We start from the raw sequence: 23,691 nt of genomic DNA, 5'->3' as shown, positions 1-23,691 counted from the left end.
GGAACGACAAAATAAGGCCAGAACCAAGGGGTTCTGACCTATAAAAAAACTTTGGGGATTTTGCAAATGAAATTGCTCACCAAACATTTCATCTTCTCAATTGTGGAGCAGCCATGACTGACCTCTTACACAACCCATGAAGCCTCATTGCTTGGCGTTGGCATCGGAACGCATCGACAGGGCAATACGCTCAGCAGTGCCAATGGGAATTTCCCCGACCACGGTGACCATCATCTCGCCATCAGGCGTGGTCAAGCGGCGCGACACGGCAACGGTTGGCCCGAGCTGAGTCCGGGTATCAGTGACTGTCGCGCCATTGAGCGGTTCGAGGAACACCGAGAAACGCGCCAGCCCATCGTCGTACAGCAGACTGTTGACCAGAGTCTTGGTTTCCGGGTCTTTGCGTGCGCTGCTGCTGGTCAACTCGAAGCCCGGGGGCAACCAGTCGGAGTGCCAGCTCTGCGCAGTCTTGACCGCCGAGGCCTTGTCACTGTCCAGGGTGACCGGCTTGCAGTCGGCACTGGGGCGCAACTCGGCGTCCTCAGGCACATCCGCGGTGTCCAGGCGAGTGAACTGGAAGCGCTCCAGCAACTGCCCCTTGTCGTTCAACAGCAAGGACTTGAGCGGCAGGCCGGTTTCCCGGTCCAAGTGCAATTCAAAACCGTAGCGATGCTGGTCGCGGGGCGTGACCGAAACGATTACCGCCTGGCGGCCGGCCACGCGCGACTTGCCGATAACGGCAAGGTCGTACCAGTTCTTGAGTTTTTGCGGGTCCAACGAACGCGCCGCAGAGTCGGGAGTGTCTCCCAAGCCTGCCACCAGCATGCCGCTGACGCATTGGGTACGACCATCGACACGCACTACTTCCTGAGCGGAGCCATCGAGCTGGACCAACCGCTCGCGGACCTTGCCATCCTGGACTCGGTGCCAGATGTTGTGGGTAGAAAAACTACCGTTACGCTCGTAAACGAAGGTGCCCTGAAAGCTTTGCTGCTGTTCCGCTTGCCCAAGACGCTGCAACCAGTCCTGGGCTTCGTCGGCATGGGCTGGAACCACAAACCAGCCACTGAGCAGAAGCGTTAGTAGAGGTATGGCGCGCATGATCCTCCTTAGCGGTTTTCCAGGCTTGCCGCACGGGCATAAGGCAGAGCGCTTTCAGTGCCTTTGAGTGCAGCCTGCTGGGCATGCTGGCGCAGATAGCTCGGCAGACGCTGGTCATGCCAGCCTGGCTGCCCTTGCAGTACGCCATTGGCCATGGGGCCGGTGGCTTCCGAGCTTTCATTGTAGCCGGCCAATACAGCTGGGCCTTTCACTTGTGGGGTAGCCAGGGTTGGCTGACCGGCCTGCTGGGCCAGTTCGACACCGGCGATTTCGTCCTGGTTGTACAGGCGAACACCGGCCAGCACCGCAACGGTCACCGAGGCAGCGACCGCCAGACGGCCCAGGCTGCGCCATGGTCCGCGGGAGGCCTTGGCCGGCACGGCTTCATCAGCCAGAGCTGCAGAAACAGCAGCGGCAATGTCCAGACGTGGAAGCAGCAAGTCCTTGTGCATGGCTGCCCGGGCGATTTGATAACGGGCCCAGGTCTCACGGGTTTCCACTTCGTCGATGGCATTCAATACCCGACGCAATTCCAGTTCGTCCGCTTCGTTATCCATCACCGCGGACAGCGATTCCTGCAGGGCTTCACGACTCATGGCGGTTCCTCTCTTGGCTGTCGCCGCTGTCTCAGGTTTCCTGCAACAACGGCTGCAGGGCTTTATCGATGGCCTCCCGAGCGCGGAAAATCCGGGAGCGCACGGTACCCACCGGACACTGCATGACGCTGGCAATGTCCTCGTAACTCAGACCATCGAATTCACGTAAAGTTAAGGCTGTACGCAAATCTTCCGGCAGTTGCTGGATGGTTCGATGGACGGTGCCTTCGATCTCATCCCGCAGCAATGCACGTTCCGGTGATTCGAGATCCTTCAGGCCATGATCGCCGTCATAGAACTCTGCATCCTCGGAACTGACATCGCTATCCGGCGGCCTACGGCCGCGTGAAACCAGATAGTTTTTCGCCGTGTTGATGGCGATACGGTACAGCCACGTATAAAACGCGCTGTCACCACGAAAGTTTCCTAGTGCACGGTAAGCCTTGATAAAGGCTTCTTGTGCGACATCCTGGGCTTCATGGGTGTCGTGCACGAAACGCACGATCAACCCGAGAATTTTGTGCTGGTATTTCAGCACGAGCAGATCGAACGCTCGCTTGTCGCCACGCTGAACGCGCTCGACCAGCTGCTGATCCTCTTCCTGGGTTAGCATGAACTCTCCTCGATAAGCTCGGAGGAGGCTTGCATCACTAATCGATCAGGCTTGCAAACATAGACTCGGGCTTTTCGCAAAAGTTCTCCCCCTCCAAGCAAGTTTCCTGCGGGCTCTGATCCGGCACGCACGAAAAACGCAGCGCGGGCAAAGCCGGCTGCGCGAATAATCCTGTCGCCGCTTCCTGTCACAAGGAACACATCGCAAACCTTGGATAGAACCGACGCTGTCCCTTCTTTCAGGCAACCTTCTATTGAGCTTTGGGCCTCTGCAAAAGTTCCCAATCTTTATAGCTGTGCAGAACGAAGATTGTGTAACGATAAAGAGAAAAACAGCCCTGTTCCCTGGATCAGCACTCGCCAATAGCCGATTCGGGCAATAGCTGGTCCGCATATCAGGCGGATCGAGTGCAACGCTTTTGCTCAGCAAAGTCGCACAATGCCGTGAAGGCGCGACTATTGTGCCGATCCCCCCCTCTATATACTAGTGGGCTGTGTGGCTGCTTTGACTTGCCGATTCAGGCGTCTTGCGCCAACCCCGTCCTGGGTCGCTTTGAGCGGAATCCTTCAAATGAGCCAACAGTTTCAACACGATGTCCTGGTGATTGGCAGCGGTGCCGCCGGCTTGAGCCTGGCCCTAACCCTGCCCAGCCACCTGCGTATTGCCGTCCTGAGCAAAGGCGACCTCGCCAATGGCTCGACCTACCGGGCCCAAGGCGGAGTCGCTGCTGTACTGGATGATACCGACACTGTCGAATCCCACGTCGATGACACCCTCAATGCCGGCGGCGGCCTGTGCCATGAAGATGCCGTGCGCTTCACTGTCGAGCACAGCCGGGAGGCCATCCAGTGGCTGATCGACCAGGGCGTGCCCTTTACCCGCGACGACGATGCCGGCAGCGACGACAACGGCTTCGAGTTCCACCTGACCCGTGAAGGCGGCCACAGCCACCGGCGAATCATCCATGCCGCTGATGCCACCGGCGCCGCCATTTTCAAGACCTTGCTCGCTCAAGCCAGGCAACACCCCAATATCGAGTTGCTGGAACAACGGGTCGCCGTCGATCTGATCACCGAGAAGCGCCTGGGACTGGAAGGCGACCGCTGCCTGGGCGCCTACGTGCTCAACCGCGGCACCGGCGAAGTCGATACCTTCGGCGCACGCTTCGTGATCCTCGCCTCCGGCGGCGCGGCCAAGGTCTACCTCTATACCAGCAACCCCGACAGCGCCTGCGGCGATGGCATCGCCATGGCATGGCGTTCGGGCTGCCGGGTGGCCAACCTGGAATTCAACCAGTTTCACCCCACCTGCCTGTATCACCCCCTGGCCAAGAGCTTCCTGATCACCGAGGCCCTGCGCGGAGAAGGCGCCCACCTGAAGCTGCCCAATGGCGAGCGCTTCATGCCACGCTTCGACCCCCGCGCCGAACTGGCCCCTCGGGATATCGTGGCCAGGGCCATAGACCACGAGATGAAGCGCCTGGGCATCGATTGCGTCTACCTGGACATCAGCCACAAGCCCGAAGCCTTCATCAAGACTCACTTCCCGACCGTCTATGAACGCTGCCTGGAATTTTCCATCGACATCACCAAGCAGCCCATCCCGGTAGTGCCGGCAGCTCACTACACCTGTGGCGGAGTGATGGTCGACCAACAGGGCCGCACCGACGTCCCCGGCCTGTACGCCATCGGTGAAACCAGCTTCACCGGCCTGCACGGGGCCAATCGCATGGCCAGCAACTCGCTGCTGGAGTGTTTCGTGTACGCTCGCTCGGCAGCGGCCGACATTCTTCGACAGCTGCCCCAGGTATCGATCCCCATCGCCCTGCCCGCCTGGGATGCCAGCCAGGTCACCGACTCCGATGAAGACGTGATCATTGCGCACAACTGGGACGAATTGCGGCGATTCATGTGGGACTACGTGGGCATCGTGCGCACCAACAAGCGCCTGCAACGAGCCCAGCACCGGGTGCGCCTGCTACTGGACGAGATCGACGAGTTCTACAGCAACTACAAGGTCAGCCGGGACCTGATCGAACTGCGCAACCTGGCCCAGGTCGCCGAACTGATGATCCTCTCGGCCATGGAACGCAAGGAAAGCCGAGGCCTGCACTACACCCTCGACTACCCGCATCAGCTGCTCGAAGCCCGGGACACTATCCTTCAGCCACCCACCTACGCCGGCTGAACTTGAGGCGCACCCGCAGGCGCCGATGCTCGTCGGCCGCCTGCGCATCCCGCGGCACGCAGAGGGAACGGACCCAGCGCTCACCCGCCAGGCGATAGCGCAGGACCACAATCAACGGCAGCGCCAGGCTGTCGGGCCGCAGTTGCACCGCCTGCCAGCCCTGGGCCGGGTTCCACAATTGCCAGCCATCCGCCGAATACCGCAAACGAGTGAACGCCCGGGGATGGGTCAGCAGAACCTGGCGGGGCAGCACCCAACCAGCGTGAGCCAGGCACAGAAAAATCCCCAGGACCTTGGCGAAAAGAGGGATATCCAGCAGGGAAACGGCGCCCAGGGCGAATGCCTGAGCCAGGAGGTAGGCCGCCAGCAATTGCCGTGAAGCACGCCAGCGGCACTCGAACAGCCTACTTGGGTTGGACACGGTCCAGAATCATGCGAACCATGCGTTGCAGTTCAGGGTCCTCGGATTCATTGCGCTCCATGAACCATCCGAACATGTCCTGATCCTCGCACTCCAGCAGCTTGCGATAGCACTCGCGATCAGTCTCGTTGAGATGGGCGTACACCTCTCGGACGAACGGTACCAGCAAGACGTCCAGCTCAAGCATGCCGCGACGGCTGTGCCAGTAGAGGCGATTCAGTTCAACATCTTCAACCATGGGGCCCTCCTCAAATAGAGCGCAAGTATACAGCCCGGGGGGCACGAGAACAGTCGGCTTTGGTCGGCCCCGCCCCACCTTTGTGAACTATCCATTTCAGGGGCGCCCCCTTATGATGTGCCTCAGACTTTTTACCCTGCGATGAACCATGGCTGACTCCGCTTTTTTCTGCCCCCTGTCCCACGAAGGCGTACTCGCCGTCCGCGGCCCTGATGCCAGCAAGTTCCTTCAGGGCCAGTTGACCTGCAACCTCAATTACCTCAGCGACACGCAATCCAGCCTGGGGGCCCGCTGCAACCAGAAAGGCCGCATGCAATCGAGCTTCCGCATTGTTCTGGACGGCGACGGCTGCCTGCTGGCCATGGCCAGCGAACTGATCGAGACGCAACTGGCGGACCTGAAGAAGTATGCGGTGTTTTCCAAGGCCAAGCTCAGCGACGAAAGCCCCCAATGGGCCCGCTTCGGCCTCACCAACGGGCAGGCCGTGCTGGACGCCCTGGGCCTTGGATTGCCCGAGGAAGACGGCGCCGTGGTCCGCGCCGCCGGCTTGATTGCCGTACGCGTCTCCAACGAGCGCGCTGAGCTCTGGGTCCCGACAGATCGGGCCGACAGCCTGCGCCAGCAACTGGCCGCGCAACTGCCCCAGGGCGATCTGAACCAATGGCTGCTGGGCCAGATCCGCGCGGGCCTGGGCCAGGTCATGCCGCAGACCCGCGAACTGTTCATCCCGCAAATGCTCAACCTGCAGGCCGTGGGCGGCGTCAGCTTCAAGAAAGGCTGCTACACCGGCCAGGAAATCGTCGCGCGCATGCAGTACCTGGGCAAGCTCAAGCGCCGTCTGTACCGCCTGGCCTTGCCTGCGGGCGAACTGCCAGCCCCCGGCACCCCGCTGTTTTCTCCGACCCACAACAGCGCCATTGGCGAAGTGGTGCTGGCTGCCCAAGCACCGCAACAGATCGAACTGCTGGCCGTGCTCCAGGCCGAGGCCGTGGAAGGCGGCAACCTGCACCTTGGTGCACTTGAAGGGCCCGGCCTGCAATTGCTGGACCTGCCGTACCAACTGGACCGCGACCGCGAGATCCAGCGCTGATCACTGGCTCATTTTTGCCACACCCTAGAGAACTGAAATGACTGAGCTGGCGGAAAAGGTCCAACGGGATTTGGTGGAGGCCATCGACAACGATGACCTGGTCCTGCCGACCCTACCGGAGGTGGCCATGCAGATTCGCCAGGCCGCCGAAGACCCGGAAATCAGCGTCAGCACCCTGAGCAAAGTGATCGGCCGCGACACCGCACTCTCGGCGCGGCTGATCAAGGTGGTCAACAGCCCGTTGCTGCGGGCCGCCCAGGAAGTCACCGACCTGCACACCGCCATCACTCGCCTGGGGGTCAACTACAGCAGCAACCTGGCCATCGGCCTGGTGATGGAGCAGATCTTCAACGCCCGCTCCGAGGTGGTGGAGCAGAAGATGCGCGACGTCTGGCGCCATAGCCTGGAGGTGGCCGGGGTCAGCTATGCCCTGTGCCGCAGCTACACCCAGCTCAAGCCTGACCAGGCAGCGCTTGGCGGCCTGGTGCACCAGATTGGCGTGCTGCCGATCCTTACCTACGCCGAAGACCACTATGAACTGCTCTCCGACCCGGTCAGCCTCAATCATGTGATCGAGCGGATCCACCCCTTGCTGGGTGACAAGCTGTTGCGGGTCTGGGAATTCCCCGAGCAACTGGTGGAGATTCCCGGGCAGTACCTGAACTTCAACCGTCAGTGCACAGCCATCGACTACGTCGACCTGGTCCAGGTGGCGACCCTGTATTGCCACAAAGACACCGAGCATCCACTGTCGCGAATCGACGCCTTCAGCGTACCGGCCTTCAAGAAACTGGGGATCGACCCGGACAACCAGGCCATGTGCGGCGATCTCCTGGAATCGCGCTCAATGCTCTATTGACCCCTAGTCGGCGATAAAACTCACCCGCACCTTCAATCCCGACGGCTCGCCGTCATGCAGGCTGATCGGCGCCAGGTGTGCGCGACAGATCTCGCCGACAATCGCCAACCCCAGCCCCGATCCCGCGACCTGCTGGTTGCGTCGGTAAAAACGCTCGAACACCCGGTCGCGATCCTCCAGGGGAATCCCCGGCCCGTCATCCTCGACTTCCAGCACCCCCGGGGGTGAAACCCGCAGCACGACGTTGCCGCCCGGCGGTGTATGGGCCAGGGCGTTGTCCACCAGGTTGCTCAGCAACTCGTTGAGCAGGGTCGGCTCACCCTTGAGCCACACCGGCTCGTCAGCCTCCAGAGCCAGGGCCACGCCCCGGGCATGGGCCAGGGGCGCCATGGCCATGCCCAGCTCGCGGGCCAGCTGACTGAGGTCGAGCAACTGCGCACCGCCCTCGGCAATGGCTCGGGCACCGTTTTCCACCCGCGCCAGGGACAGCAACTGATTGGCCAGGTGAGTCAGGCGATCGGTACCCTGGGCCGCGCTCTCCAGGGTCGAGCGCCAGGTCTCGGGCTCGCTCGAGCGCAGCCCCAGTTCCAGGCGTGCCTTGAGTGCCGCCAGGGGCGTGCGCAACTCATGGGCCGCATCGGCAATGAATTGCGCCTGGCGCTCGAACTGCCCTCGCAGCCGCTCGGTGAAATGATTCAGGGCCCGCACCAGCGGCCACAACTCCCGCTGCACTGAAACCAGTGGCAGGGCCCGCAGGTCATCGGGCTGACGCTCTTCCACCGCGCCGCGCAATCGTTCCAGTGGACGCAAGGCGGCGCTCACCGCGAACCACACCAAGAGCAAGGCACCGATCGCCAGCATGCCCAGGCGCAGCAAGGTATCGGCCATCAGGCTGCGGGCCATGGCGACCCGTGCTTCGTCGGTCTCGGCCACGCGGATTTCCGCCATGCCGTTCATGTTCGGCTCGCTGACCGCCTTGAGCAGGCTCACCACCCGCACGTTCTGGCCCTGGTAGGTGGCGTCGTAGAAGCGCGCCAGCGCCGGATAGTCATCGGTGCGGGGGGTACCGGGCGGCGGCCCCGGCAAGTTCTCGTAACCGGAGATCAGGTGCTGGTGAATGTCGTTGACCTGGTAGTAGATGCGCCCGGCACTGTCGTAGGCGAAGGTATCCAGGGCCACGTAGGGCACATTGGCGCTGAGGCTGCCGTCGCGCTGGGACAGGCCGGCGGCGATGGTCCGCGCCGAGGCCAGCAGGGTCCGGTCATAGGCGGTATCGGCGGCCTCCCGGCCATTCCAGTAGGCACTCAAGCCGCTGGCCAGCATCAGCACCACCAGCAACAGCGCCAGGTTCCACAGCAACCGCCAACGCAGGCTGCTGGGCTTATGCATCGCGGCTTTCCAGCAGGTAGCCCAGGCCACGGAAGGTGACGATGACCACCGCGTGGCCATCGAGCTTCTTGCGCAGGCGGTGCACGTAGATCTCGATAGCGTCCGGGCTGGCCTCCTCGTCCAGACCGAAGACCTGAGAGGCCAGTTGCTCCTTGCTCATGACCCGCCCCGGGCGGGCGATCAGCGCTTCGAGCACCGCCTGCTCGCGGGAAGTCAGGGTCAGCAATTCCTCACCCAGGGTGAAGCGCCGGGTGTCCAGGTCATAGGCCAGCACCCCGCAGCGCTGCTGACGCTCGCCCCCCAGCACGCTGCGGCGCAGCAGGGCCTTGACCCGGGCTTCCAGCTCGGTGAGTTCGAAAGGCTTGGCCAGATAATCGTCGGCCCCCAGGTTGAGCCCATGGACCCGGTCCTTCACATCGCTGCGGGCCGTGAGCATCAATACCGGCAGGTTCTTGCCCCGGGCCCGCAACCGCGCCAGCACCTCGAAACCGTCCATGCGCGGCAGGCCCACATCGAGGATCACCACCGCGTACTCCTCGCTGCCCAGGGCCAGGTCGGCGGCCACGCCATCGTGCAGCACATCCACGGTCAGGCCGGTGCTCTTGAGCGCCTGGGCGACACTTTCGGCCAGTTGCAGATGGTCTTCAACGAGCAGGACTCGCATGGATGATTACCTCGTTCCGGGGGCTATCGGTACCACTCTTTGGCGCGGAGTGTACCGCCGCAACCGCCGCTGTGAAGCCCGAAAACCGTGAAAGTGCGCTGAAAGGTTAGCGAAAGGTTGGCGCATTACAGTCCTGTCACGGACAGTCCCGACTGCCCGGGCCTTGATGGCCGCCGAGCCGCAAAACGCCTCGAAGCGTTTTCGTCAAAATAAGAACAATAACGGAGTACACCAGGATGCCGTCCTCGCACCCTCAGGCTGCCCAGCCTGCGCGTTTTTCCCGTCTGACCCCTAGCGCCCTTGCCGGTGCCGCCGCCCTCGCCGGCTTCTCGCCGTTCAGCCAGGCCGCCTTCTTCGAAGACAGCAGCGCCACCTTCGAAACCCGCAACATGTACTTCAACCGCGACTTTCGCGACGGCACCAGTGCCCAGCAATCCAAGCGCGACGAGTGGGCCCAGGGCTTCATGCTCAACCTGCAGTCGGGTTACACCGAAGGCACCGTGGGCTTCGGCCTGGATGCCCTGGGCATGCTTGGGGTCAAGCTCGATTCCAGCCCCGACCGCACCGGCACCGGCTTGCTGCCAACCCACGATGACGGACGCGCGGCCAACCAGTACTCCAAGCTCGGCCTGACCGGCAAGGTGAAGATCTCCGCCACCGAACTGAAGATCGGCAGCCTGATTCCCGAGTTGCCGATCCTCAAGCCCAATGACGGGCGCATCCTGCCGCAAACCTTCGAAGGTGGCCTGCTGACCTCCAGGGAGATCAAGAACCTGACCTTCACCGGCGGCCGCCTGGACAAGGCCAAGGACCGCGACGACAGCAATTACGAAGACATCCGCCTCAACAACAAGAACAGCCGCTTCGCCGGCACCGTGGCCGGCAAGCACTTCAACTTCGGCGGCCTGGACTACAAGTTCACCGACAAGATCACCGGCAGCTACCACTTCGCCCAGCTGGACGATGTCTACAGCCAGCACTTCCTCGGCCTGGTGGCCTCGCGTCCCATGGGCCCTGGCACCTTCGCCACCGACCTGCGCCTGGCCATCAGCGACGACCAGGGCCAGGCCCGGGGCGGCAAGATCGACAACAAGTCCCTCAATGGCCTGGTGAGCTACGCCCTGAACGGGCATAAACTCAGCGCGGGCTACCAGCACATGTCCGGCGACAGCGCCTTCCCCTATGTCGATGGCAGCGATCCGTACCTGGTGAACTTCGTACAGATCAACGACTTCGCCGGCGCCGAGGAGCGTTCCTGGCAGGCCCGCTACGACTATGACTTCGCCAAGCTGGGGGTGCCTGGCCTGAGCTTCATGACCCGCTACCTCAGCGGTGACAACATCGCCCTGAAGAACGGCGACACCGGCAAGGAATGGGAACGCAACACCGAGATCAAGTACGTGGTGCAAAGCGGCACTTTCAAGGATGTCGCCGTGCGCCTGCGCAACGCCACCTACCGTTCCAACTATTCGGCTCGCGATGCGGATGAAGTGCGCTTGCTGGTGAGCTACGCCGTGGCCCTGTGGTAAGCCCTCCGTATCTCGCTGCGTCGTAGGCGCTGGCTTGCCAGCGAAGAGGCCCGCAGTCCTGCACAAGGCTCATGGGCCCCTTCGCCAGCCAGCCGGCGCCTACGAAAAAAAGGGTCGGGGATGACCCGGACATACCGATAACAACTCCTGTGGAGACAATCATGGACCTTTCATTGCGTAAACTCGCCCTCGCCGCCGGCTGCATGCTGTTCGCCGGCCAGTTGCTGGCGGCATCCGCCGAGCCCAAGCGTCCGGAATGCATCGCCCCGGCCTCCCCCGGCGGCGGCTTCGACCTGACCTGCAAGCTGGCGCAAAGCGCCCTGGTCAACGAGAAGATCCTGACCAAGCCAATGCGCGTGACCTACATGCCCGGCGGCGTCGGCGCCGTGGCCTACAACGCGGTGGTGGCCCAGCGCCCGGCCGATGCCGGAACCCTGGTGGCCTGGTCCAGTGGCTCGCTGCTGAACCTGGCCCAGGGCAAGTTCGGCCGTTTCGATGAAAGCGCGGTGCGCTGGCTGGCGGCAGTGGGCACCAGCTATGGCGCCATCGCGGTGAAAAGCGATTCGCCCTACAAGACCCTCGACGACCTGGTCCAGGCCCTGAAGAAAGATCCGAGCAAAGTGGTGATCGGCTCTGGCGGTACCGTAGGTAGCCAGGACTGGATGCAGACCGCACTGATCGCCAAGGCCGCCGGGATCAACCCGCGGGACCTGCGCTATGTCGCCCTGGAAGGCGGCGGCGAAATCGCCACCGCACTGCTGGGTGGGCATATCCAGGTCGGCAGTACCGACATCTCCGACTCCATGCCGCACATCCAGGCCGGTGACATGCGCCTGCTGGCGGTGTTCTCCGAACAGCGCCTGGACGAGCCGGAAATGAAGGACATCCCCACCGCCAAGGAGCAGGGCTACGACATCGTCTGGCCGGTGGTGCGCGGTTTCTACCTGGGGCCAAAGGTCAGCGACGCGGAATACGCCTGGTGGAAGGACGCCTTCGACAAGCTGCTGGCCTCCGAAGAGTTCGCCAAGCTGCGTGACCAGCGCGAGCTGTTCCCCTTCGCCATGACCGGTCCCGAACTGGACACCTACGTGAAGAAACAGGTGGCCGACTACAAGACCCTGGCCAAAGAGTTCGGCCTGATCCAGTGACCGCTTCGTACTGAGTGCCCGGCCCCCGCGCATCGCGGGCCGGGCTCAGGAGTTTGCCATGCTCATCCAACGCATTTTTGCTTCGGTGCTGTTACTGGCCTGTGTCGGCCTGGCCTTGATGGCCTGGCCGTACCAGGCGGCCTTTTCCTATGAACCCGTGGGCCCCCGGGCCTTCCCGCTGCTGATGCTCGGGCTGATGGGGCTGGCCCTGCTGTACATGGTCTTTCGCCCCGCGCCAATCAAGCACAGCGACGACGAACCGCCCCTGGACCGCGAGACCCTGACCAAGATCACGATCTGCGTGGCCCTGCTCCTGCTGTTCGCCGGGACCTTCGAGCCCTTGGGGTTCATCCTCGCCAGCATCCTCATCGGCGTGCCGATGGCACGGCTCTACGGCGGCCGCTGGCTGCCCAGCCTGGTGATCATCAGCCTGCTCAGTGTCGGCCTCTACTGGTTGTTCGACCGGGTCATGGACGTGCCACTGCCCCTCGGCCTGCTCGACGTTCTGGAGAATTGATATGGATACCCTCAGCTATCTGGGCCAGGGCTTCGGCGTCGCGCTGACCCCGTACAACCTGGTCACCGCCCTGTCCGGCACCCTGATCGGCACCGTGGTCGGCCTGCTCCCGGGCCTGGGCCCGATCAACGGCGTGGCACTGCTGATCCCCATTGCCTTCGCCCTCGGACTGCCACCGGAATCGGCGCTGATCCTGCTGGCGGCGGTGTACCTGGGCTGTGAATACGGCGGCCGGATCAGCTCGATCCTGCTGAACATTCCCGGCGAAGCCTCCACCGTGATGACCACCCTCGACGGCTACCCAATGGCGCGCAAGGGCCTGGCCGGCGTGGCCTTGTCGCTGTCGGCCTGGAGCTCGTTCATCGGCGCCTTCATCGCCACCTGCGGCATGGTGCTGTTCGCCCCGCTGCTGGCCAAGTGGGCGATCGCCTTCGGCCCGGCGGAATACTTCGTGCTGATGGTATTCGCCATCGTCTGCCTCGGCGGCATGGCCGGCGATCGGCCACTGAAGACCTTCATTGCCGCCTTGATCGGCCTGTTCCTGTCGGCGGTGGGCATCGACGCCAACAGCGGTGTGTACCGCTTCACCGGGGACAATATCCACCTCACCGACGGCATCCAGTTCGTGGTGCTGGTGCTGGGCCTGTTCTCCATCAGCGAGATCCTCCTGCTGCTGGAGAAGACCCATCGCGGCCAGGAAGCGGTGAAGGCCACCGGGCGCATGATGTTCAACTTCAAGGAAGCGGCCTCGGTGTTCGTGGTGAACATCCGCTGCGGCCTGCTGGGCTTCATCATGGGCGTGCTGCCCGGAGCCGGCGCAACCCTGGCCAGCGCCGTGGCCTACATGACCGAGAAACGCATCGCCGGCGCCAACGGCACTTTCGGCCAGGGCGACAAGCGCGGCCTAGCGGCACCGGAGACCGCCATCGGGGCCTCGGCCTGCGGAGCCCTGGTGCCGATGCTGACCCTGGGCGTGCCCGGTTCCGGCACCACCGCGGTGATGATCGGCGCCCTGTCGCTGTACAACATCACCCCCGGCCCGCTGCTGTTCCAGCAACAGCCGGATATCGTCTGGGGCCTGATCGCTTCGCTGTTCATCGCCAACATCATGCTGGTGATCCTCAACATCCCGATGATCCGCATCTTCACCCGCATCCTCGCGGTGCCCAACTGGGCCCTGGTGCCGGTGATCGCCATCATCACCGGGATCGGTGTCTATGCGGTGCACGCCACCACCTTCGACCTGTTCCTGATGGTCGGCATCGGCATCTTCGGCTACATCCTGCGCAAGCTCGACTTCCCGCTGTCGCCGGTGCTGCTGGGCTTCATCCTCGGCGGCCTGATGGAGCAGAACCTGCGCCGGGCGCTGTCGATCTCCAATGGAGCCATGGAAATCCTCTGGTCGAGCCCGATCACGGTCGGGGTCTGGGTGCTGACGGCCATCATGCTGCTCATGCCGCTGCTGCGCATCTGGCGCAAACGCTCCGCCCAGCAACGTGCCGTGGCCGATGTCTGAAGCCAGTTTCAGGCACTGGTGGGGTACGCCCCTGGTGGGACTGGCTGGCGGTTACCTCGCCAGCCAGGTCGGCTGGCCGCTGCCGTGGATGGTCGGCTCATTGCTGGCGATCATCCTGGTGCGCTGCCTGACGCCCTGGCAACTGGCGGAAATCCCCGGCGGGCGCAAATGCGGGCAATGGGTGGTGGGCATCGGCATCGGCCTGCACTTCACGCCAGTGGTGATGGAACAGGTGCTGAGCCACTTCGGCCTGATCTTCTTCGGCGCCCTGGTCACCAGCCTGTCCAGCGTGGTCGGGGTCTGGCTGCTGCGGCGCACCGGCGAGGACCGGGCCACGGCGTTCTTCTCCAGCATGCCCGGGGGCTCGGGGGAGATGGTCAACCTCGGCGCGCGCAATGGTGCGGTGCTCAGCCGCGTAGCGGCCGGGCAGAGCCTGCGAGTGCTGACGGTGGTGCTCTGTGTGCCGGCGGCGTTCAAGTACCTGCTGGGAGAAGGCGCGCCCGCACTGCATGCCAGCTCGGTGGACTGGCGGTGGCTGGTCCTGTTGTTTCCGGCGGGCGCCCTGCTGGCCTGGCTCTGGCAGCGGTTGCGCCAACCCAACCCCTGGCTGTTCGGCCCCTTGCTGCTCAGCGCTACGGTGAGCATCGCCTGGGACCTGCACATCGGCCTCCCCGACGGCGCCAGCCAGGTGGGCCAATGGTTGATCGGCAGCGGCCTGGGCTGTCACTTCAACCGGCAGTTCTTTCGCCGGGCGCCGTCGTTCATGGGACGGACCTTGGTCGGCACCGCCCTGACCATGCTGATCGCCGGCCTCGCAGCACTGGGCCTGAGTGTGTTGACCCACCTGGATCTACGTTCGCTGACATTGGGCATGATGCCCGGCGGTATCGCCGAAATGAGCCTGACGGCCGAGACCCTGCAACTGTCGGTGCCGCTGGTGACGGCGATGCAGGTGATGCGATTGCTGTTCGTGCTGTTTCTCGCGGAGCCGTTGTTTCGGCATTGGAACAGGGACTGAGAACCTTGTTCGCCGGCAAGCCGGCTCCTACAGGGGCTTAAGGAGCCGGCTTGGCGGCGAAAGGGCCTCGATCAAATCGGAGGCAGGCGCCACTCGATCGGTGTTTCGCCGTTCTGTTCGAGGAATTTGTTGGTGCGGCTGAAATGCCCGCAGCCAAGGAAGCCTCGGTAGGCGGACAACGGCGAAGGATGGACCGAGGTCAGTACCAGGTGCTTGGTGGCGTCGATCAGCTTCTGCTTGCCCTGGGCATGGGCGCCCCACAACAGGAACACCAGGTGCGGTTGGTGCTCGCTGACCACCTCGATGATCCGGTCAGTGAAAAACTGCCAGCCCTTGCCCGCATGGGAGGCGGCGTTGGCCCGCTCCACGGTCATGGTGGTGTTGAGCATCAGCACGCCCTGCTCGGCCCAGCTTTGCAGGTAGCCGTGGTTGGGAATGTCGATGTTCAGGTCGCGCTTGAGCTCTTTATAGATGTTCACCAGCGAGGGTGGCGCAGGTACGCCCGGCTGCACCGAGAAGCACAGCCCATGGGCCTGGCCCGGCCCGTGGTACGGGTCCTGGCCGAGAATCACCACCTTGACCTTATCCAGCGGCGTGGAGTTCAGGGCGTTGAAAATCATCGGGCCCGGCGGATAGATTTCCTTGCCGGCGGCATGTTCCTGGCGCAGGAACTCCCGCAGTTCGGACATGTAAGGCTGCTCGAATTCGGCACGCAACGCCTCCTTCCAGCTCGGTTCGAGTTTGATACGATCGTCAGCAGTCATGGCCATGCCCGTGAAAAAACAATGGCCGCACCCTAGGAAAGCCGACTTCGCTTGTCAATTGATCTGACACATAACCGGCACTTTCCCTCACAGCGATCATACTGATCGCTCCTATTTTCCATCGAGGTCACGATGAACCTGCACGTCGAAGAACTCACCGGCACCGATGGCGCACGCATCGCCATCGCAACCCTGGACGCGGAAAAGTCCCTGAACGCCCTGTCGCTGCCGATGATCCAGTCATTGGCTGAACACCTCGACACCTGGGCCAAGGACCCGCAAGTGGTCTGCGTGCTGTTGCGCGGCAACGGCGCCAAGGCCTTCTGTGCCGGTGGCGAGGTGCGCAGCCTGGCCCAGGCCTGCCTGGCCCATCCCGGTGAGGTGCCGCCCCTGGCCGGGCAATTCTTCGCCGCGGAATACCGTCTCGACTATCGCCTGCACACCTACCCCAAGCCGCTGATCTGCTGGGGCCATGGCTATGTGCTGGGCGGCGGCATGGGCCTGCTGCAAGGCGCTGGGATTCGTATCGTCACCCCCAGCAGCCGCCTGGCGATGCCGGAAATCAGCATCGGCCTGTATCCCGATGTGGGCGCCAGTTGGTTCCTCTCGCGAATGCCCGGCAAGCTCGGGCTGTTTCTCGGCCTGACCGGCGCCCAGATGAATGGCCGCGATGCCCTGGACCTGAACCTCGCCGACCGTTTTCTGCTGGACGACCAGCAAGAGGCACTGATCGAGGGCCTGCTGCAACTGAACTGGCAGGAGCAGACCCCGCGGCAACTCAATAGCCTGCTCAAGGCCTTGCAACAGGAAGCCCTGGGCCAGATGCCCGAAGCCCAGTGGCTGCCACGCCGGCAGCAGATTGACCAATGGCTGGATGTCAGCGACGTGGCCTGTGCCTGGCGGGCCATCAGCCAGCTGCAGAACCACGGTGACCCGCTCTACAGCCGCGCAGCCAAGACCCTTGCCGAAGGCTGCCCGCTGACCGCGCACCTGGTCTGGGAACAGATTCGCCGTGCCCGCCACCTGTCCCTGGCTGAAGTGTTCCAGATGGAATACACCTTGAGCCTGAACTGCTGCCGGTATCCGGAGTTTGCGGAGGGGGTGCGTGCACGCCTGATCGACAAGGATCATCAGCCACACTGGCACTGGTCGGACATCAACAACGTACCCGAGGCGGTGGTGGAGGCACACTTCCACAAAGCCTGGGAAGGCCGCCATCCGCTGGCGGACCTGAGCGATTATTGAAAGCACTGCTGCGGAGCCTGTACTGAAGGCTCCGCACGGAGCACAAGCGGCCTGCGCCTGCTGATGCCGCCCGGCCCGCTTGCCGTAGCGGCAACCAGCGCTCAAGCCTCGGTATCAATGGCCACGACCGCCCCGACCATGATCACCCCGGCCACGGTCGCCACGGTCATGATTGTCTCGGCCACCGTGACCGCCCCAGTCCCGATTGCCGCCATTGCTGTTCCAACTGTGTCGGTTCTGGTTTCCCCATCCCTGGTTCGGATAAGGCCGGTACACCGCACGTGGTGCCTGATAGTAGCGTGGCGCCGGTTGGTAATAACGCGGGGCCGGGGCGTAGTAGCGCGGCGGGTAGTAGCTGCGGCCCGTGGAGTAATAGGAAGACCCGCCGCCGTAGTAATAGGTCGGCGCAGGCGCGCTATAGACCTCTGAGCTGTAGTAGCCGGAACCTCCACCGTAATAGGGGGCACAGGCAGAAAGACTCAGACCCAGTAATGCAATCAGTAGAAGTCGGCGATACATGGCGGCCTCCTGGACCGCGAAGAAGCCACACCAGCGACGCTGGCAGGCGGCAATCAGCAATGGCTGACTGACGCAACATCTGACCGCGAAAACCCCGTCGGGTGCGATTTTAGCAACACATTGATACAAGTCCCGCAGCAACCATTCGCGGCGGTTTTCCAGCGTCACAAAAAAAGCGGCGCCTGCTGCCAGAACGCCGCTGCTTGCAATGACACTCGACCTCTAGTCCCCCTGCCCCCCCTGGGACCCTGGCCTGTTGCATGGCTCTTGTCGTCGGCTAGTGGTGCCAGCGCCGGTAGCCACCGTAATAGCGCGGACCGTAGCCGCCGTAATGGTACGGACGGTAATAGTGGGGGCCGTACCAGCCTCGATAATAAGGCCCGCCCCCGTAGTAGTAAGGACCCGGCACCGCGTACACATCGCTGCGGTAATAACCCGGACCGACGTAATAGGGCACACAGGCAGACAGACTCAACCCAAGCACGACACCGAACAGGATTCGACGGAACATGGCCGCCTCCCGGGCCGCATGCAAGCCGCGCCAGCGAAGCTGGGCAGCGTCAGCCGATACGGCGATGACTGACATCACATCAGACTGCAAAAAGCCCCTGCGGTGCGTCCCGCAACGCCACACCTCCTACCCGCCCGACCGGTGGCATCTGCAGCACCGCCACTGGACGACAAGCGCCTTGCAGCGATACCGGGAGGCAGCCCCATAGGCATTTCTCGAGCCCATCATTGGTGTCAATCCCGAGACAATTTCATGCCGTGATCAGCAAGTTATTTTCCAGCGCTGCCACTAGAATGCGTCATTGGGCCACTATCACGGAATCACCATGCTGCTTCGTTCTCCCCTGTATTCACAACGATCCCTGGTGCTGGTCCTGATCGCTCTGCTGGGCAGTGGTTTTCTCGCCACCTCGCTGCTCAGCTACTACGCCTCGCGGGACTCGATTCGCGACAGCATCGTCAACACCGAACTGCCGCTGACCTCCGACACGGTGTACTCGGAAATCCAGAAGGACCTGGTTCGACCGGTCCTCATCTCATCGATGATGGCCCGCGACACCTTCATGCGTGACTGGGTGGTGGCCGGCGAACGCGACCCCAGCCAGATGACCCGCTACCTCAACGAGGTCATGACCCACTACGCCGCCTACACCGCGTTCTTTGTCTCCAACACCAGCCTCACCTACTACCAGGCCAAGGGCGTGCTGAAGAAGGTCAAGGTCGATGAGCCGCGGGACGCCTGGTACTTTCGCGTGCGCGACATGGCCACGCCCTACGAGATCAACGTCGACCCGGACCTGGCCAACCAGGACAAGCTGACCTTCTTCATCAACTACAAGGTCTACGACTATCAGGACCGCTTCATCGGTGCGGCCGGGGTCGGCTTGACCGTGGACGCGGTGATCAAGCTGATCGACAAGTACCAGCAGCGCTACCAGCGCAGTGTGTACTTCGTCGACACCTTCGGCCGCATCGTCCTTACCGGGGCCGACGGCGGGCCCCAGGGTGCTCGCAGCGGCCAGTCCCTGCACGACCTCGACAGCCTGAAGGAACTCATGGCCCAACTGCCCAAGCCCCATAGCGGCAGCTATGAATACTCGGTCCAGGGCCAGGGGCACTTTCTCAACGTGCGCTTCATTCCGGAACTGAACTGGTACCTGTTCGTCGACAAGCGAGAAGACGGCGCCCTGAACAGCATTCGCCAGTCGTTGTACCTGAACCTGCTGATCTGCCTGGTGATCACCGCCATTGTCCTGATCCTGCTCAGCGCCGTGGTGCGCCGCTACCAGCGCAGGATCGAGTCCCAGGCCACCCTCGACAGCCTGACCCGGCTGCCCAACCGCCGCGGTTTCGACCTGCTGGCAGCCCAGGCCCTGTTGGAGGCACGGCGCGACTTCACGCCCCTCTGCGCCTTGCTGCTGGACCTGGATCATTTCAAGCGCCTCAACGACACCTACGGCCACCTGGCCGGGGACCAGGTGCTCAGTGGTTTCGCCCGGGACCTGCAGGACTGCCTGCGTCAGTCCGACATCGTCTGCCGCTGGGGCGGCGAGGAGTTCATCGTCCTGCTCAAGGACACCAAAGGCAGCATCGCCCTGGAGATCGCCGAGAAAATCCGTCTGCTCACCGAGCAGCAGCGCTACTACTATGAAGGGCAACCCTTGCAACTGACCGTCAGCATCGGCTTGACCGCTCTGCAATCGGAAGACACCCTGCACAGCCTGCTGTCCCGTGCCGACCATGCGATGTACCGTGCCAAGCAGGGTGGACGTAATCGAACCTGCGTGGAAATGCCTCACTCCAGCCATGAATGAACCTGAACTCTGCCCGGCCTGCGGTGCCCGCAACGACTGCACCCTGGCCGACCCGCGCACGGTGGACCAAGCCTGCTGGTGCTACAGCGTGAGCATCGATCCGGCCATCATCGAAGCCTTGCCGCCACAACTGCGCAACCGCTCCTGCCTGTGCCCCCGTTGCGCTGGGGTCGATGCGCAGTTGCGCGCCGGCACCTTGCCGCGCTCCTGAATCACCTCACCATGCCCCCAGCCGCCGATCACCATGCGCATTGACCGCTTCCTCAGCAACCTGCCCCGTTTCAACCGTCAGCAGGTGCGCCTGTTGCTGGTGCAACGCCGCATCCGCATCGACGGCCAGCCGGTGGCCGATCCCAAGGCCGAAGTCCGCGAGTTCAGTCGCGTAGAGCTGGATGAGGAAGTGCTCCAGGCCGGCAAACCGGCGCGCTATTTCATGCTGCACAAGCCCATGGGCTGCGTCAGTGCCACCCGCGACCCCGAGCACAGAACCGTGCTGGATCTGCTCCACGAGCCGGACCCGCAAGAGCTGCACATCGCCGGGCGCCTGGACTACAACACCACCGGGCTGATGCTGATCACCAACGACGGCAGCTGGTCGCGGCGCCTGACCCAACCCCAGACCAAACTGCCCAAGCTGTACTACGTGGAGACCGAACAGGAGATTGGCCCGGAATACATCGAGACCTTTGCCCAGGGTCTGTATTTCGCCTTCGAGGACCTCACCACCCTGCCCGCGCACCTGCAGATTCTCGGGCCGCGCAGTGCCAGACTGAGCATCGTCGAAGGCCGTTATCACCAGGTCAAGCGCATGTTCGGTCACTTCAACAACAAGGTCGTGCGCCTGCACCGGGAACGCATGGGCCCGCTGACCCTGGACGAACGCCTCGCACCGGGCGAATACCGGGCTCTGAGCGGTGATGAAATCCGCCTGATCTGACGACCCGGACCCGGTGCATGACCGCTGGGCAGAAGCTGTCGAACAATTTGTCCAATGCACTTGCAGGTTCACCGATGCCCTGCTTGAATCAGTCCGTCGGCCGAATTGTGACCGATCAGTCACCACCACACATCTAAGAAACCTTTTGCCGGCCTGAGCCCTGCCTGCTCTGCATTCCCCCGGTAAACCGCCCGCCTATAACAACACCCGTCGACCTGCCTTACCGGATCGACATGGGCTCCGATTCCAGGCGTATGCCTACCTGTCACATTGCCCGTGCACACTCGAGTTGCGCGCATACCCGCTTGCCAGGAGTCTTATGACATGAGGCCAGAAATCGCTGTGCTGGATATACAAGGTCAGTATCGGGTTTACACGGAGTTCTATCGCGCAGAAGCCGCAGACAAGACCATCATTCTGGTCAACGGCTCGATGGCCACCACTGCGTCTTTTGCCCAGACCGTGAAAAACCTTCACCCGCAGTTCAACGTGGTGCTCTACGACCAGCCGTACGCCGGCCGGTCCAAGATCCACAACAAGCACGAACGGATGCTCACCAAGGAAGTCGAGGGGCAGATCCTGCTGGAACTGATCGAACACTTCTGCGCCGAGCATGTGCTGTCGTTCTCCTGGGGCGGTGCCGCCACCTTGCAGGCCCTGGCCCAGCGCCCGCGGCGTATCGAGAAGGCGGTGATCAGCTCATTCTCGCCGGTGATCAACGAACCGATGCGCGACTACCTGGAGCGTGGCGTCGATTACCTGGGCAACCTCGACCGCCACCGGGTCGGGCACCTGGTCAACGACACCATCGGCAAGCACCTGCCGTCGCTGTTCAAGCGCTTCAACTATCGCCACGTCAGCAGCCTGGCCGAGCATGAATACGGGCAGATGCACTTCCACATCAGCCATGTGCTCAACAGCGACCGCCAGTGCTACCTCAAGGCGGCGAAGAACATCCAGGTCCCGGTGCTGTTCGTCAACGGCGAATGGGACGAATACACCTCGGCCAATGACGCTCGGTTGTTCGCCAACCATGTGCCGCATTCCAGCTTCAGCACCATTCGGGCCACCGGTCACTTTCTCGACATGGAACACAAGGCAGCCTGCCGCGACAGCCGCCAGGCACTGCTGGAGTTCCTCAGGCCGGGTCAGCACGACGGTCGTTTGCGTCCCCACCAGCCTCAGGATCAGCATGCACTGGCCATCTGAAATAGCGTTAGCGCAGACCGTCAGCCAGCCTTGAAAGCGCACGGTTTTCTGGCTGTTTGACGGATCTGCAACGCCCCAGAGAAACGCGCAAGCACAAGTCAGATAAAGAAAAACTTCAAATCCCTGGCCATATCTGGTACAAAGTCAGCCGTTCGAGCGGGTGTCGTATAATGGCATTACTCCAGCTTCCCAAGCTGATAACGAGGGTTCGATTCCCTTCACCCGCTCCACTTCCCCAATCTGCGGTTTGCGCAGATATCTGTAGAAGCTTCTCAAGTCGTTCATTCAAACGATCTTCTCTCCCCCAGCAGCAAACCTAGCGAATCCAGCCCACGCCTCCTGCAGATGATCGGGGTGCCGCTGTTTCAGCATCGACCTTTGCCAAGGGCGCATCAGCCAGGCGCCTGGCACAGCCGATCAGGATTGGCCAAAAAAGCGGTATAGCCATCCGCAACGACACAGGTTCGACCCGTCTCATGGGACCAAAGCACCACGACCGGCTCACCGGCGTCGCCCAGTACGGCGTAGTCGAAGCAGTAATAGTCGCCCGTGCCAAATTGAGCGAACGGCAGCAGGCTGGAGAAGTCGAGGGCAATGCCGCAGAAGCTGTCTTGCCAGCCCTGCTGGAAATGCCGGACTATCGACTCCCAGGGCTTGCGGGGATCACGCGCGTCAAAGACAGGAAACACTTCCAGGCCGCCCAGCGCCCTGCCGTTGTGCTCCAGCAGCCAGTTCACAAACGACCTGGGCAAGGTTCGCCCCAATGCCGTCTCGGCAGCATGAATGGCCTCTATTGTCGTGCCTATCACTCTCGCTTTGCCCACGATGCCTCGCTTAGGGTACAGACCCGGGGTCGGGGAATTCGGTTGGCCCCTACAGGCGATCACCCACTGGTATCGGTGGGGGTGGTGTCGATGACGACGCTGATCGTTTGAGGCGTGGCGCACGATAATGCATAACCCACACTGAGTGAAAATCCGCCGTGACAGGGTCAGAGGAAAATCCTCAGCCACGTCTTTTGCATCATCCGCCCGAGACCACGGCTGCACACGAGTCTGAAGGAAACGCTACATGACCCAGAACATTTACGACGATCCAACCTTTTTTCAGGGCTACAGCCAGATGGGCCGCTCTCTCGGCGGCCTCGATGCGGCACCGGAATGGCCGGCCCTGCAGGCCCTGCTGCCTGCCATGAACGGTCTCAAGGTGGTGGACCTGGGCTGTGGCTACGGCTGGTTCAGCCGCTGGGCCAGCGAACAGGGAGCCCAGCAGATACTGGGCCTGGACGTTTCGCAAAAGATGCTGGCGACCGCCCGCGCCAGCACCTCGGCCTCCAACATCGATTATCAGCGGGCCGACCTGGAACACCTGAGCCTGCCCACCTGCAGCTTCGACCTGGCCTACAGCTCCCTGGCCCTGCACTACATCAAGGACTTGCGCGGGTTGTTCAGCCAACTCCATGCCGCCCTGGTACCCGGGGCGCGCCTGGTGTTCTCCATCGAGCACCCGATCTTCATGGCTCCGCGCAACCCGGGTTGGCGGGTGGATGACCAGGGCCGCAAGTCCTGGCCGCTGGACAGCTACCAGCAGGAAGGCGAGCGCGTGACCCATTGGCTGGCGGAAGGCGTGATCAAGCAGCACCGGACCCTGGGCACCCTGCTCAACACTCTGATCGACACAGGGTTCAGCATTCGTCATGTCGAAGAGTGGGGCCCCACAGCGCAGCAGGTGCTCGATCAACCGGCGCTGGAAGAAGAGCGGGAACGGCCAATGATGCTGCTGGTGGCTGCCCAACGTTGAGGCAGCC

General features: G+C 62.7%; 25 protein-coding genes and 1 tRNA gene. 15 read left to right on the top strand and 11 right to left on the bottom strand.

Features of this window, described 5'->3' with window-relative positions; translation table 11 throughout:
- Nucleotides 1–144: 144 nt before the first annotated feature.
- From ACZ5BO_RS08720 to rpoE, 3 genes are read right to left on the bottom strand one after another with little or no spacing between them, the layout of a single operon-like run.
- Entirely contained in the window at nucleotides 145–1,101 is a 957-nt protein-coding gene (locus tag ACZ5BO_RS08720; protein WP_025127906.1) for a MucB/RseB C-terminal domain-containing protein, read from the bottom strand.
- A gap of 8 nt (nucleotides 1,102–1,109) precedes the next feature.
- Nucleotides 1,110–1,697, bottom strand: coding sequence for a sigma-E factor negative regulatory protein (locus ACZ5BO_RS08715; RefSeq protein WP_025127905.1), 588 nt, complete (start codon nucleotides 1,695–1,697; stop codon nucleotides 1,110–1,112).
- Nucleotides 1,698–1,728: 31 nt separating this feature from the next.
- Entirely contained in the window at nucleotides 1,729–2,310 is a 582-nt protein-coding gene (rpoE, locus tag ACZ5BO_RS08710) for an RNA polymerase sigma factor RpoE/AlgU (RefSeq protein ID WP_007930230.1), read from the bottom strand.
- A 570-nt stretch (nucleotides 2,311–2,880) separates the two neighbouring features.
- On the opposite strand from rpoE, the gene nadB reads away from it, so the two are divergent.
- Complete coding sequence (nadB, locus tag ACZ5BO_RS08705) at nucleotides 2,881–4,497, top strand: L-aspartate oxidase (protein ID WP_025127904.1); 1,617 nt, start codon at nucleotides 2,881–2,883, stop codon at nucleotides 4,495–4,497.
- On the opposite strand, the gene ACZ5BO_RS08700 is transcribed toward nadB, so the two are convergent.
- Together ACZ5BO_RS08700 and ACZ5BO_RS08695 are read right to left on the bottom strand one after the other, a co-directional pair.
- A complete protein-coding gene (locus ACZ5BO_RS08700; protein WP_464699259.1) occupies nucleotides 4,466–4,918 on the bottom strand; it encodes a protein YgfX in 453 nt (150 codons plus the stop codon). The two genes, nadB and ACZ5BO_RS08700, sit on opposite strands and share 32 nt — an antisense overlap.
- Complete coding sequence (locus tag ACZ5BO_RS08695; protein WP_025127902.1) at nucleotides 4,902–5,156, bottom strand: FAD assembly factor SdhE; 255 nt, start codon at nucleotides 5,154–5,156, stop codon at nucleotides 4,902–4,904. The genes ACZ5BO_RS08700 and ACZ5BO_RS08695 overlap by 17 nt, the downstream gene beginning before the upstream one ends.
- Before the next feature lie 148 nt (nucleotides 5,157–5,304).
- On the opposite strand from ACZ5BO_RS08695, the gene ygfZ reads away from it, so the two are divergent.
- Nucleotides 5,305–6,246 (top strand): CAF17-like 4Fe-4S cluster assembly/insertion protein YgfZ, encoded by a 942-nt coding sequence (gene ygfZ / locus ACZ5BO_RS08690; protein ID WP_464699257.1) that lies wholly within the window; start codon nucleotides 5,305–5,307, stop codon nucleotides 6,244–6,246.
- 37 nt (nucleotides 6,247–6,283) lie between these two features.
- Entirely contained in the window at nucleotides 6,284–7,105 is an 822-nt protein-coding gene (locus ACZ5BO_RS08685) for an HDOD domain-containing protein (RefSeq protein ID WP_025127900.1), read from the top strand.
- A 3-nt stretch (nucleotides 7,106–7,108) separates the two neighbouring features.
- Here the strand turns inward: ACZ5BO_RS08685 and ACZ5BO_RS08680 are convergent, their stop codons facing one another.
- Together ACZ5BO_RS08680 and ACZ5BO_RS08675 are read right to left on the bottom strand one after the other, a co-directional pair.
- Entirely contained in the window at nucleotides 7,109–8,494 is a 1,386-nt protein-coding gene (locus tag ACZ5BO_RS08680) for a sensor histidine kinase (protein ID WP_025127899.1), read from the bottom strand.
- Nucleotides 8,487–9,158: a response regulator gene (locus ACZ5BO_RS08675; protein WP_025127898.1), complete on the bottom strand. Its 672-nt coding sequence runs from the start codon at nucleotides 9,156–9,158 to the stop codon at nucleotides 8,487–8,489. The genes ACZ5BO_RS08680 and ACZ5BO_RS08675 overlap by 8 nt, the downstream gene beginning before the upstream one ends.
- Before the next feature lie 236 nt (nucleotides 9,159–9,394).
- On the opposite strand from ACZ5BO_RS08675, the gene ACZ5BO_RS08670 reads away from it, so the two are divergent.
- The 5 genes from ACZ5BO_RS08670 (at nucleotide 9,395) to ACZ5BO_RS08650 (ending at nucleotide 14,886) form a co-directional block, all read left to right on the top strand.
- Nucleotides 9,395–10,687: an OprD family porin gene (locus ACZ5BO_RS08670; protein WP_464699255.1), complete on the top strand. Its 1,293-nt coding sequence runs from the start codon at nucleotides 9,395–9,397 to the stop codon at nucleotides 10,685–10,687.
- A 161-nt stretch (nucleotides 10,688–10,848) separates the two neighbouring features.
- Nucleotides 10,849–11,835: a Bug family tripartite tricarboxylate transporter substrate binding protein gene (locus ACZ5BO_RS08665; protein ID WP_025127896.1), complete on the top strand. Its 987-nt coding sequence runs from the start codon at nucleotides 10,849–10,851 to the stop codon at nucleotides 11,833–11,835.
- A 58-nt stretch (nucleotides 11,836–11,893) separates the two neighbouring features.
- Nucleotides 11,894–12,352, top strand: coding sequence for a tripartite tricarboxylate transporter TctB family protein (locus ACZ5BO_RS08660; protein ID WP_025127895.1), 459 nt, complete (start codon nucleotides 11,894–11,896; stop codon nucleotides 12,350–12,352).
- A 1-nt stretch (nucleotide 12,353) separates the two neighbouring features.
- The gene (locus tag ACZ5BO_RS08655; protein ID WP_025127894.1) at nucleotides 12,354–13,868 is read left to right on the top strand and encodes a tripartite tricarboxylate transporter permease; all 1,515 of its coding nucleotides are present in this window, start codon (nucleotides 12,354–12,356) and stop codon (nucleotides 13,866–13,868) included.
- On the top strand, nucleotides 13,861–14,886 hold the full coding sequence (locus ACZ5BO_RS08650) for an AbrB family transcriptional regulator (protein WP_464699253.1): 1,026 nt from the start codon (nucleotides 13,861–13,863) through the stop codon (nucleotides 14,884–14,886). Before ACZ5BO_RS08655 ends, ACZ5BO_RS08650 begins: the two co-directional genes overlap by 8 nt.
- 71 nt (nucleotides 14,887–14,957) lie before the next feature.
- On the opposite strand, the gene ung is transcribed toward ACZ5BO_RS08650, so the two are convergent.
- Nucleotides 14,958–15,650 (bottom strand): uracil-DNA glycosylase, encoded by a 693-nt coding sequence (gene ung, locus ACZ5BO_RS08645; RefSeq protein ID WP_464699251.1) that lies wholly within the window; start codon nucleotides 15,648–15,650, stop codon nucleotides 14,958–14,960.
- Between the two features lie 132 nt (nucleotides 15,651–15,782).
- Between ung and ACZ5BO_RS08640 the strand changes: the two genes are divergently transcribed.
- Complete coding sequence (locus tag ACZ5BO_RS08640; protein ID WP_025127891.1) at nucleotides 15,783–16,895, top strand: enoyl-CoA hydratase/isomerase family protein; 1,113 nt, start codon at nucleotides 15,783–15,785, stop codon at nucleotides 16,893–16,895.
- Between the two features lie 114 nt (nucleotides 16,896–17,009).
- On the opposite strand, the gene ACZ5BO_RS08635 is transcribed toward ACZ5BO_RS08640, so the two are convergent.
- Nucleotides 17,010–17,414, bottom strand: coding sequence for a hypothetical protein (locus ACZ5BO_RS08635; protein WP_464699249.1), 405 nt, complete (start codon nucleotides 17,412–17,414; stop codon nucleotides 17,010–17,012).
- A gap of 277 nt (nucleotides 17,415–17,691) precedes the next feature.
- A complete protein-coding gene (locus tag ACZ5BO_RS08630) occupies nucleotides 17,692–17,925 on the bottom strand; it encodes a hypothetical protein (protein WP_081818623.1) in 234 nt (77 codons plus the stop codon).
- 325 nt (nucleotides 17,926–18,250) lie between these two features.
- Between ACZ5BO_RS08630 and ACZ5BO_RS08625 the strand changes: the two genes are divergently transcribed.
- From ACZ5BO_RS08625 to ACZ5BO_RS08605, 5 genes are all read left to right on the top strand, one after another.
- Nucleotides 18,251–19,738, top strand: a complete 1,488-nt coding sequence (locus tag ACZ5BO_RS08625; RefSeq protein WP_025127890.1) for a sensor domain-containing diguanylate cyclase — start codon at nucleotides 18,251–18,253, stop codon at nucleotides 19,736–19,738.
- On the top strand, nucleotides 19,731–19,949 hold the full coding sequence (locus ACZ5BO_RS08620; protein WP_464699247.1) for a cysteine-rich CWC family protein: 219 nt from the start codon (nucleotides 19,731–19,733) through the stop codon (nucleotides 19,947–19,949). Before ACZ5BO_RS08625 ends, ACZ5BO_RS08620 begins: the two co-directional genes overlap by 8 nt.
- A gap of 33 nt (nucleotides 19,950–19,982) precedes the next feature.
- Nucleotides 19,983–20,675, top strand: a complete 693-nt coding sequence (locus ACZ5BO_RS08615) for a pseudouridine synthase (protein WP_464699245.1) — start codon at nucleotides 19,983–19,985, stop codon at nucleotides 20,673–20,675.
- 324 nt (nucleotides 20,676–20,999) lie between these two features.
- Nucleotides 21,000–21,884, top strand: a complete 885-nt coding sequence (locus ACZ5BO_RS08610) for an alpha/beta fold hydrolase (RefSeq protein ID WP_025127887.1) — start codon at nucleotides 21,000–21,002, stop codon at nucleotides 21,882–21,884.
- A gap of 156 nt (nucleotides 21,885–22,040) precedes the next feature.
- Nucleotides 22,041–22,114: transfer RNA gene (locus ACZ5BO_RS08605), tRNA-Gly, on the top strand.
- Nucleotides 22,115–22,276: 162 nt separating this feature from the next.
- Here ACZ5BO_RS08605 and ACZ5BO_RS08600 read toward each other — a convergent pair.
- Nucleotides 22,277–22,693 (bottom strand): SMI1/KNR4 family protein, encoded by a 417-nt coding sequence (locus tag ACZ5BO_RS08600; protein WP_464701210.1) that lies wholly within the window; start codon nucleotides 22,691–22,693, stop codon nucleotides 22,277–22,279.
- A 262-nt stretch (nucleotides 22,694–22,955) separates the two neighbouring features.
- Between ACZ5BO_RS08600 and ACZ5BO_RS08595 the strand changes: the two genes are divergently transcribed.
- Complete coding sequence (locus tag ACZ5BO_RS08595) at nucleotides 22,956–23,684, top strand: class I SAM-dependent methyltransferase (RefSeq protein WP_464699243.1); 729 nt, start codon at nucleotides 22,956–22,958, stop codon at nucleotides 23,682–23,684.
- Nucleotides 23,685–23,691 lie beyond the last annotated feature (7 nt).

The sequence above is a fragment of the Pseudomonas sp. FFPRI_1 genome (genome assembly GCF_055384485.1).
Note: the sequence above shows the minus strand (reverse complement) of the source record. Positions and strands in the feature narration are given on the sequence as shown.

Excerpts from the sequence above, each read along its gene's own strand:
- ACZ5BO_RS08665 (WP_025127896.1), top strand. The coding sequence starts at position 10,849 with ATGGACCTTTCATTGCGTAAACTCGCCCTCGCCGCCGGCTGCATGCTG.
- ACZ5BO_RS08640 (WP_025127891.1), top strand. The coding sequence starts at position 15,783 with ATGAACCTGCACGTCGAAGAACTCACCGGCACCGATGGCGCACGCATC.
- ygfZ (WP_464699257.1), top strand. The coding sequence starts at position 5,305 with ATGGCTGACTCCGCTTTTTTCTGCCCCCTGTCCCACGAAGGCGTACTC.
- ACZ5BO_RS08635 (WP_464699249.1), bottom strand. The coding sequence starts at position 17,414 with ATGTATCGCCGACTTCTACTGATTGCATTACTGGGTCTGAGTCTTTCT.
- ACZ5BO_RS08670 (WP_464699255.1), top strand. The coding sequence starts at position 9,395 with ATGCCGTCCTCGCACCCTCAGGCTGCCCAGCCTGCGCGTTTTTCCCGT.
- ACZ5BO_RS08695 (WP_025127902.1), bottom strand. The coding sequence starts at position 5,156 with ATGGTTGAAGATGTTGAACTGAATCGCCTCTACTGGCACAGCCGTCGC.
- ACZ5BO_RS08720 (WP_025127906.1), bottom strand. The coding sequence starts at position 1,101 with ATGCGCGCCATACCTCTACTAACGCTTCTGCTCAGTGGCTGGTTTGTG.
- ACZ5BO_RS08660 (WP_025127895.1), top strand. The coding sequence starts at position 11,894 with ATGCTCATCCAACGCATTTTTGCTTCGGTGCTGTTACTGGCCTGTGTC.
- ACZ5BO_RS08630 (WP_081818623.1), bottom strand. The coding sequence starts at position 17,925 with ATGTTCCGTCGAATCCTGTTCGGTGTCGTGCTTGGGTTGAGTCTGTCT.
- ACZ5BO_RS08615 (WP_464699245.1), top strand. The coding sequence starts at position 19,983 with ATGCGCATTGACCGCTTCCTCAGCAACCTGCCCCGTTTCAACCGTCAG.
- ACZ5BO_RS08680 (WP_025127899.1), bottom strand. The coding sequence starts at position 8,494 with ATGCATAAGCCCAGCAGCCTGCGTTGGCGGTTGCTGTGGAACCTGGCG.
- ACZ5BO_RS08655 (WP_025127894.1), top strand. The coding sequence starts at position 12,354 with ATGGATACCCTCAGCTATCTGGGCCAGGGCTTCGGCGTCGCGCTGACC.
- ACZ5BO_RS08650 (WP_464699253.1), top strand. The coding sequence starts at position 13,861 with ATGTCTGAAGCCAGTTTCAGGCACTGGTGGGGTACGCCCCTGGTGGGA.
- nadB (WP_025127904.1), top strand. The coding sequence starts at position 2,881 with ATGAGCCAACAGTTTCAACACGATGTCCTGGTGATTGGCAGCGGTGCC.
- ACZ5BO_RS08715 (WP_025127905.1), bottom strand. The coding sequence starts at position 1,697 with ATGAGTCGTGAAGCCCTGCAGGAATCGCTGTCCGCGGTGATGGATAAC.
- ACZ5BO_RS08620 (WP_464699247.1), top strand. The coding sequence starts at position 19,731 with ATGAATGAACCTGAACTCTGCCCGGCCTGCGGTGCCCGCAACGACTGC.
- ACZ5BO_RS08675 (WP_025127898.1), bottom strand. The coding sequence starts at position 9,158 with ATGCGAGTCCTGCTCGTTGAAGACCATCTGCAACTGGCCGAAAGTGTC.
- ACZ5BO_RS08610 (WP_025127887.1), top strand. The coding sequence starts at position 21,000 with ATGAGGCCAGAAATCGCTGTGCTGGATATACAAGGTCAGTATCGGGTT.
- rpoE (WP_007930230.1), bottom strand. The coding sequence starts at position 2,310 with ATGCTAACCCAGGAAGAGGATCAGCAGCTGGTCGAGCGCGTTCAGCGT.
- ACZ5BO_RS08625 (WP_025127890.1), top strand. The coding sequence starts at position 18,251 with ATGCTGCTTCGTTCTCCCCTGTATTCACAACGATCCCTGGTGCTGGTC.
- ACZ5BO_RS08685 (WP_025127900.1), top strand. The coding sequence starts at position 6,284 with ATGACTGAGCTGGCGGAAAAGGTCCAACGGGATTTGGTGGAGGCCATC.
- ung (WP_464699251.1), bottom strand. The coding sequence starts at position 15,650 with ATGACTGCTGACGATCGTATCAAACTCGAACCGAGCTGGAAGGAGGCG.
- ACZ5BO_RS08595 (WP_464699243.1), top strand. The coding sequence starts at position 22,956 with ATGACCCAGAACATTTACGACGATCCAACCTTTTTTCAGGGCTACAGC.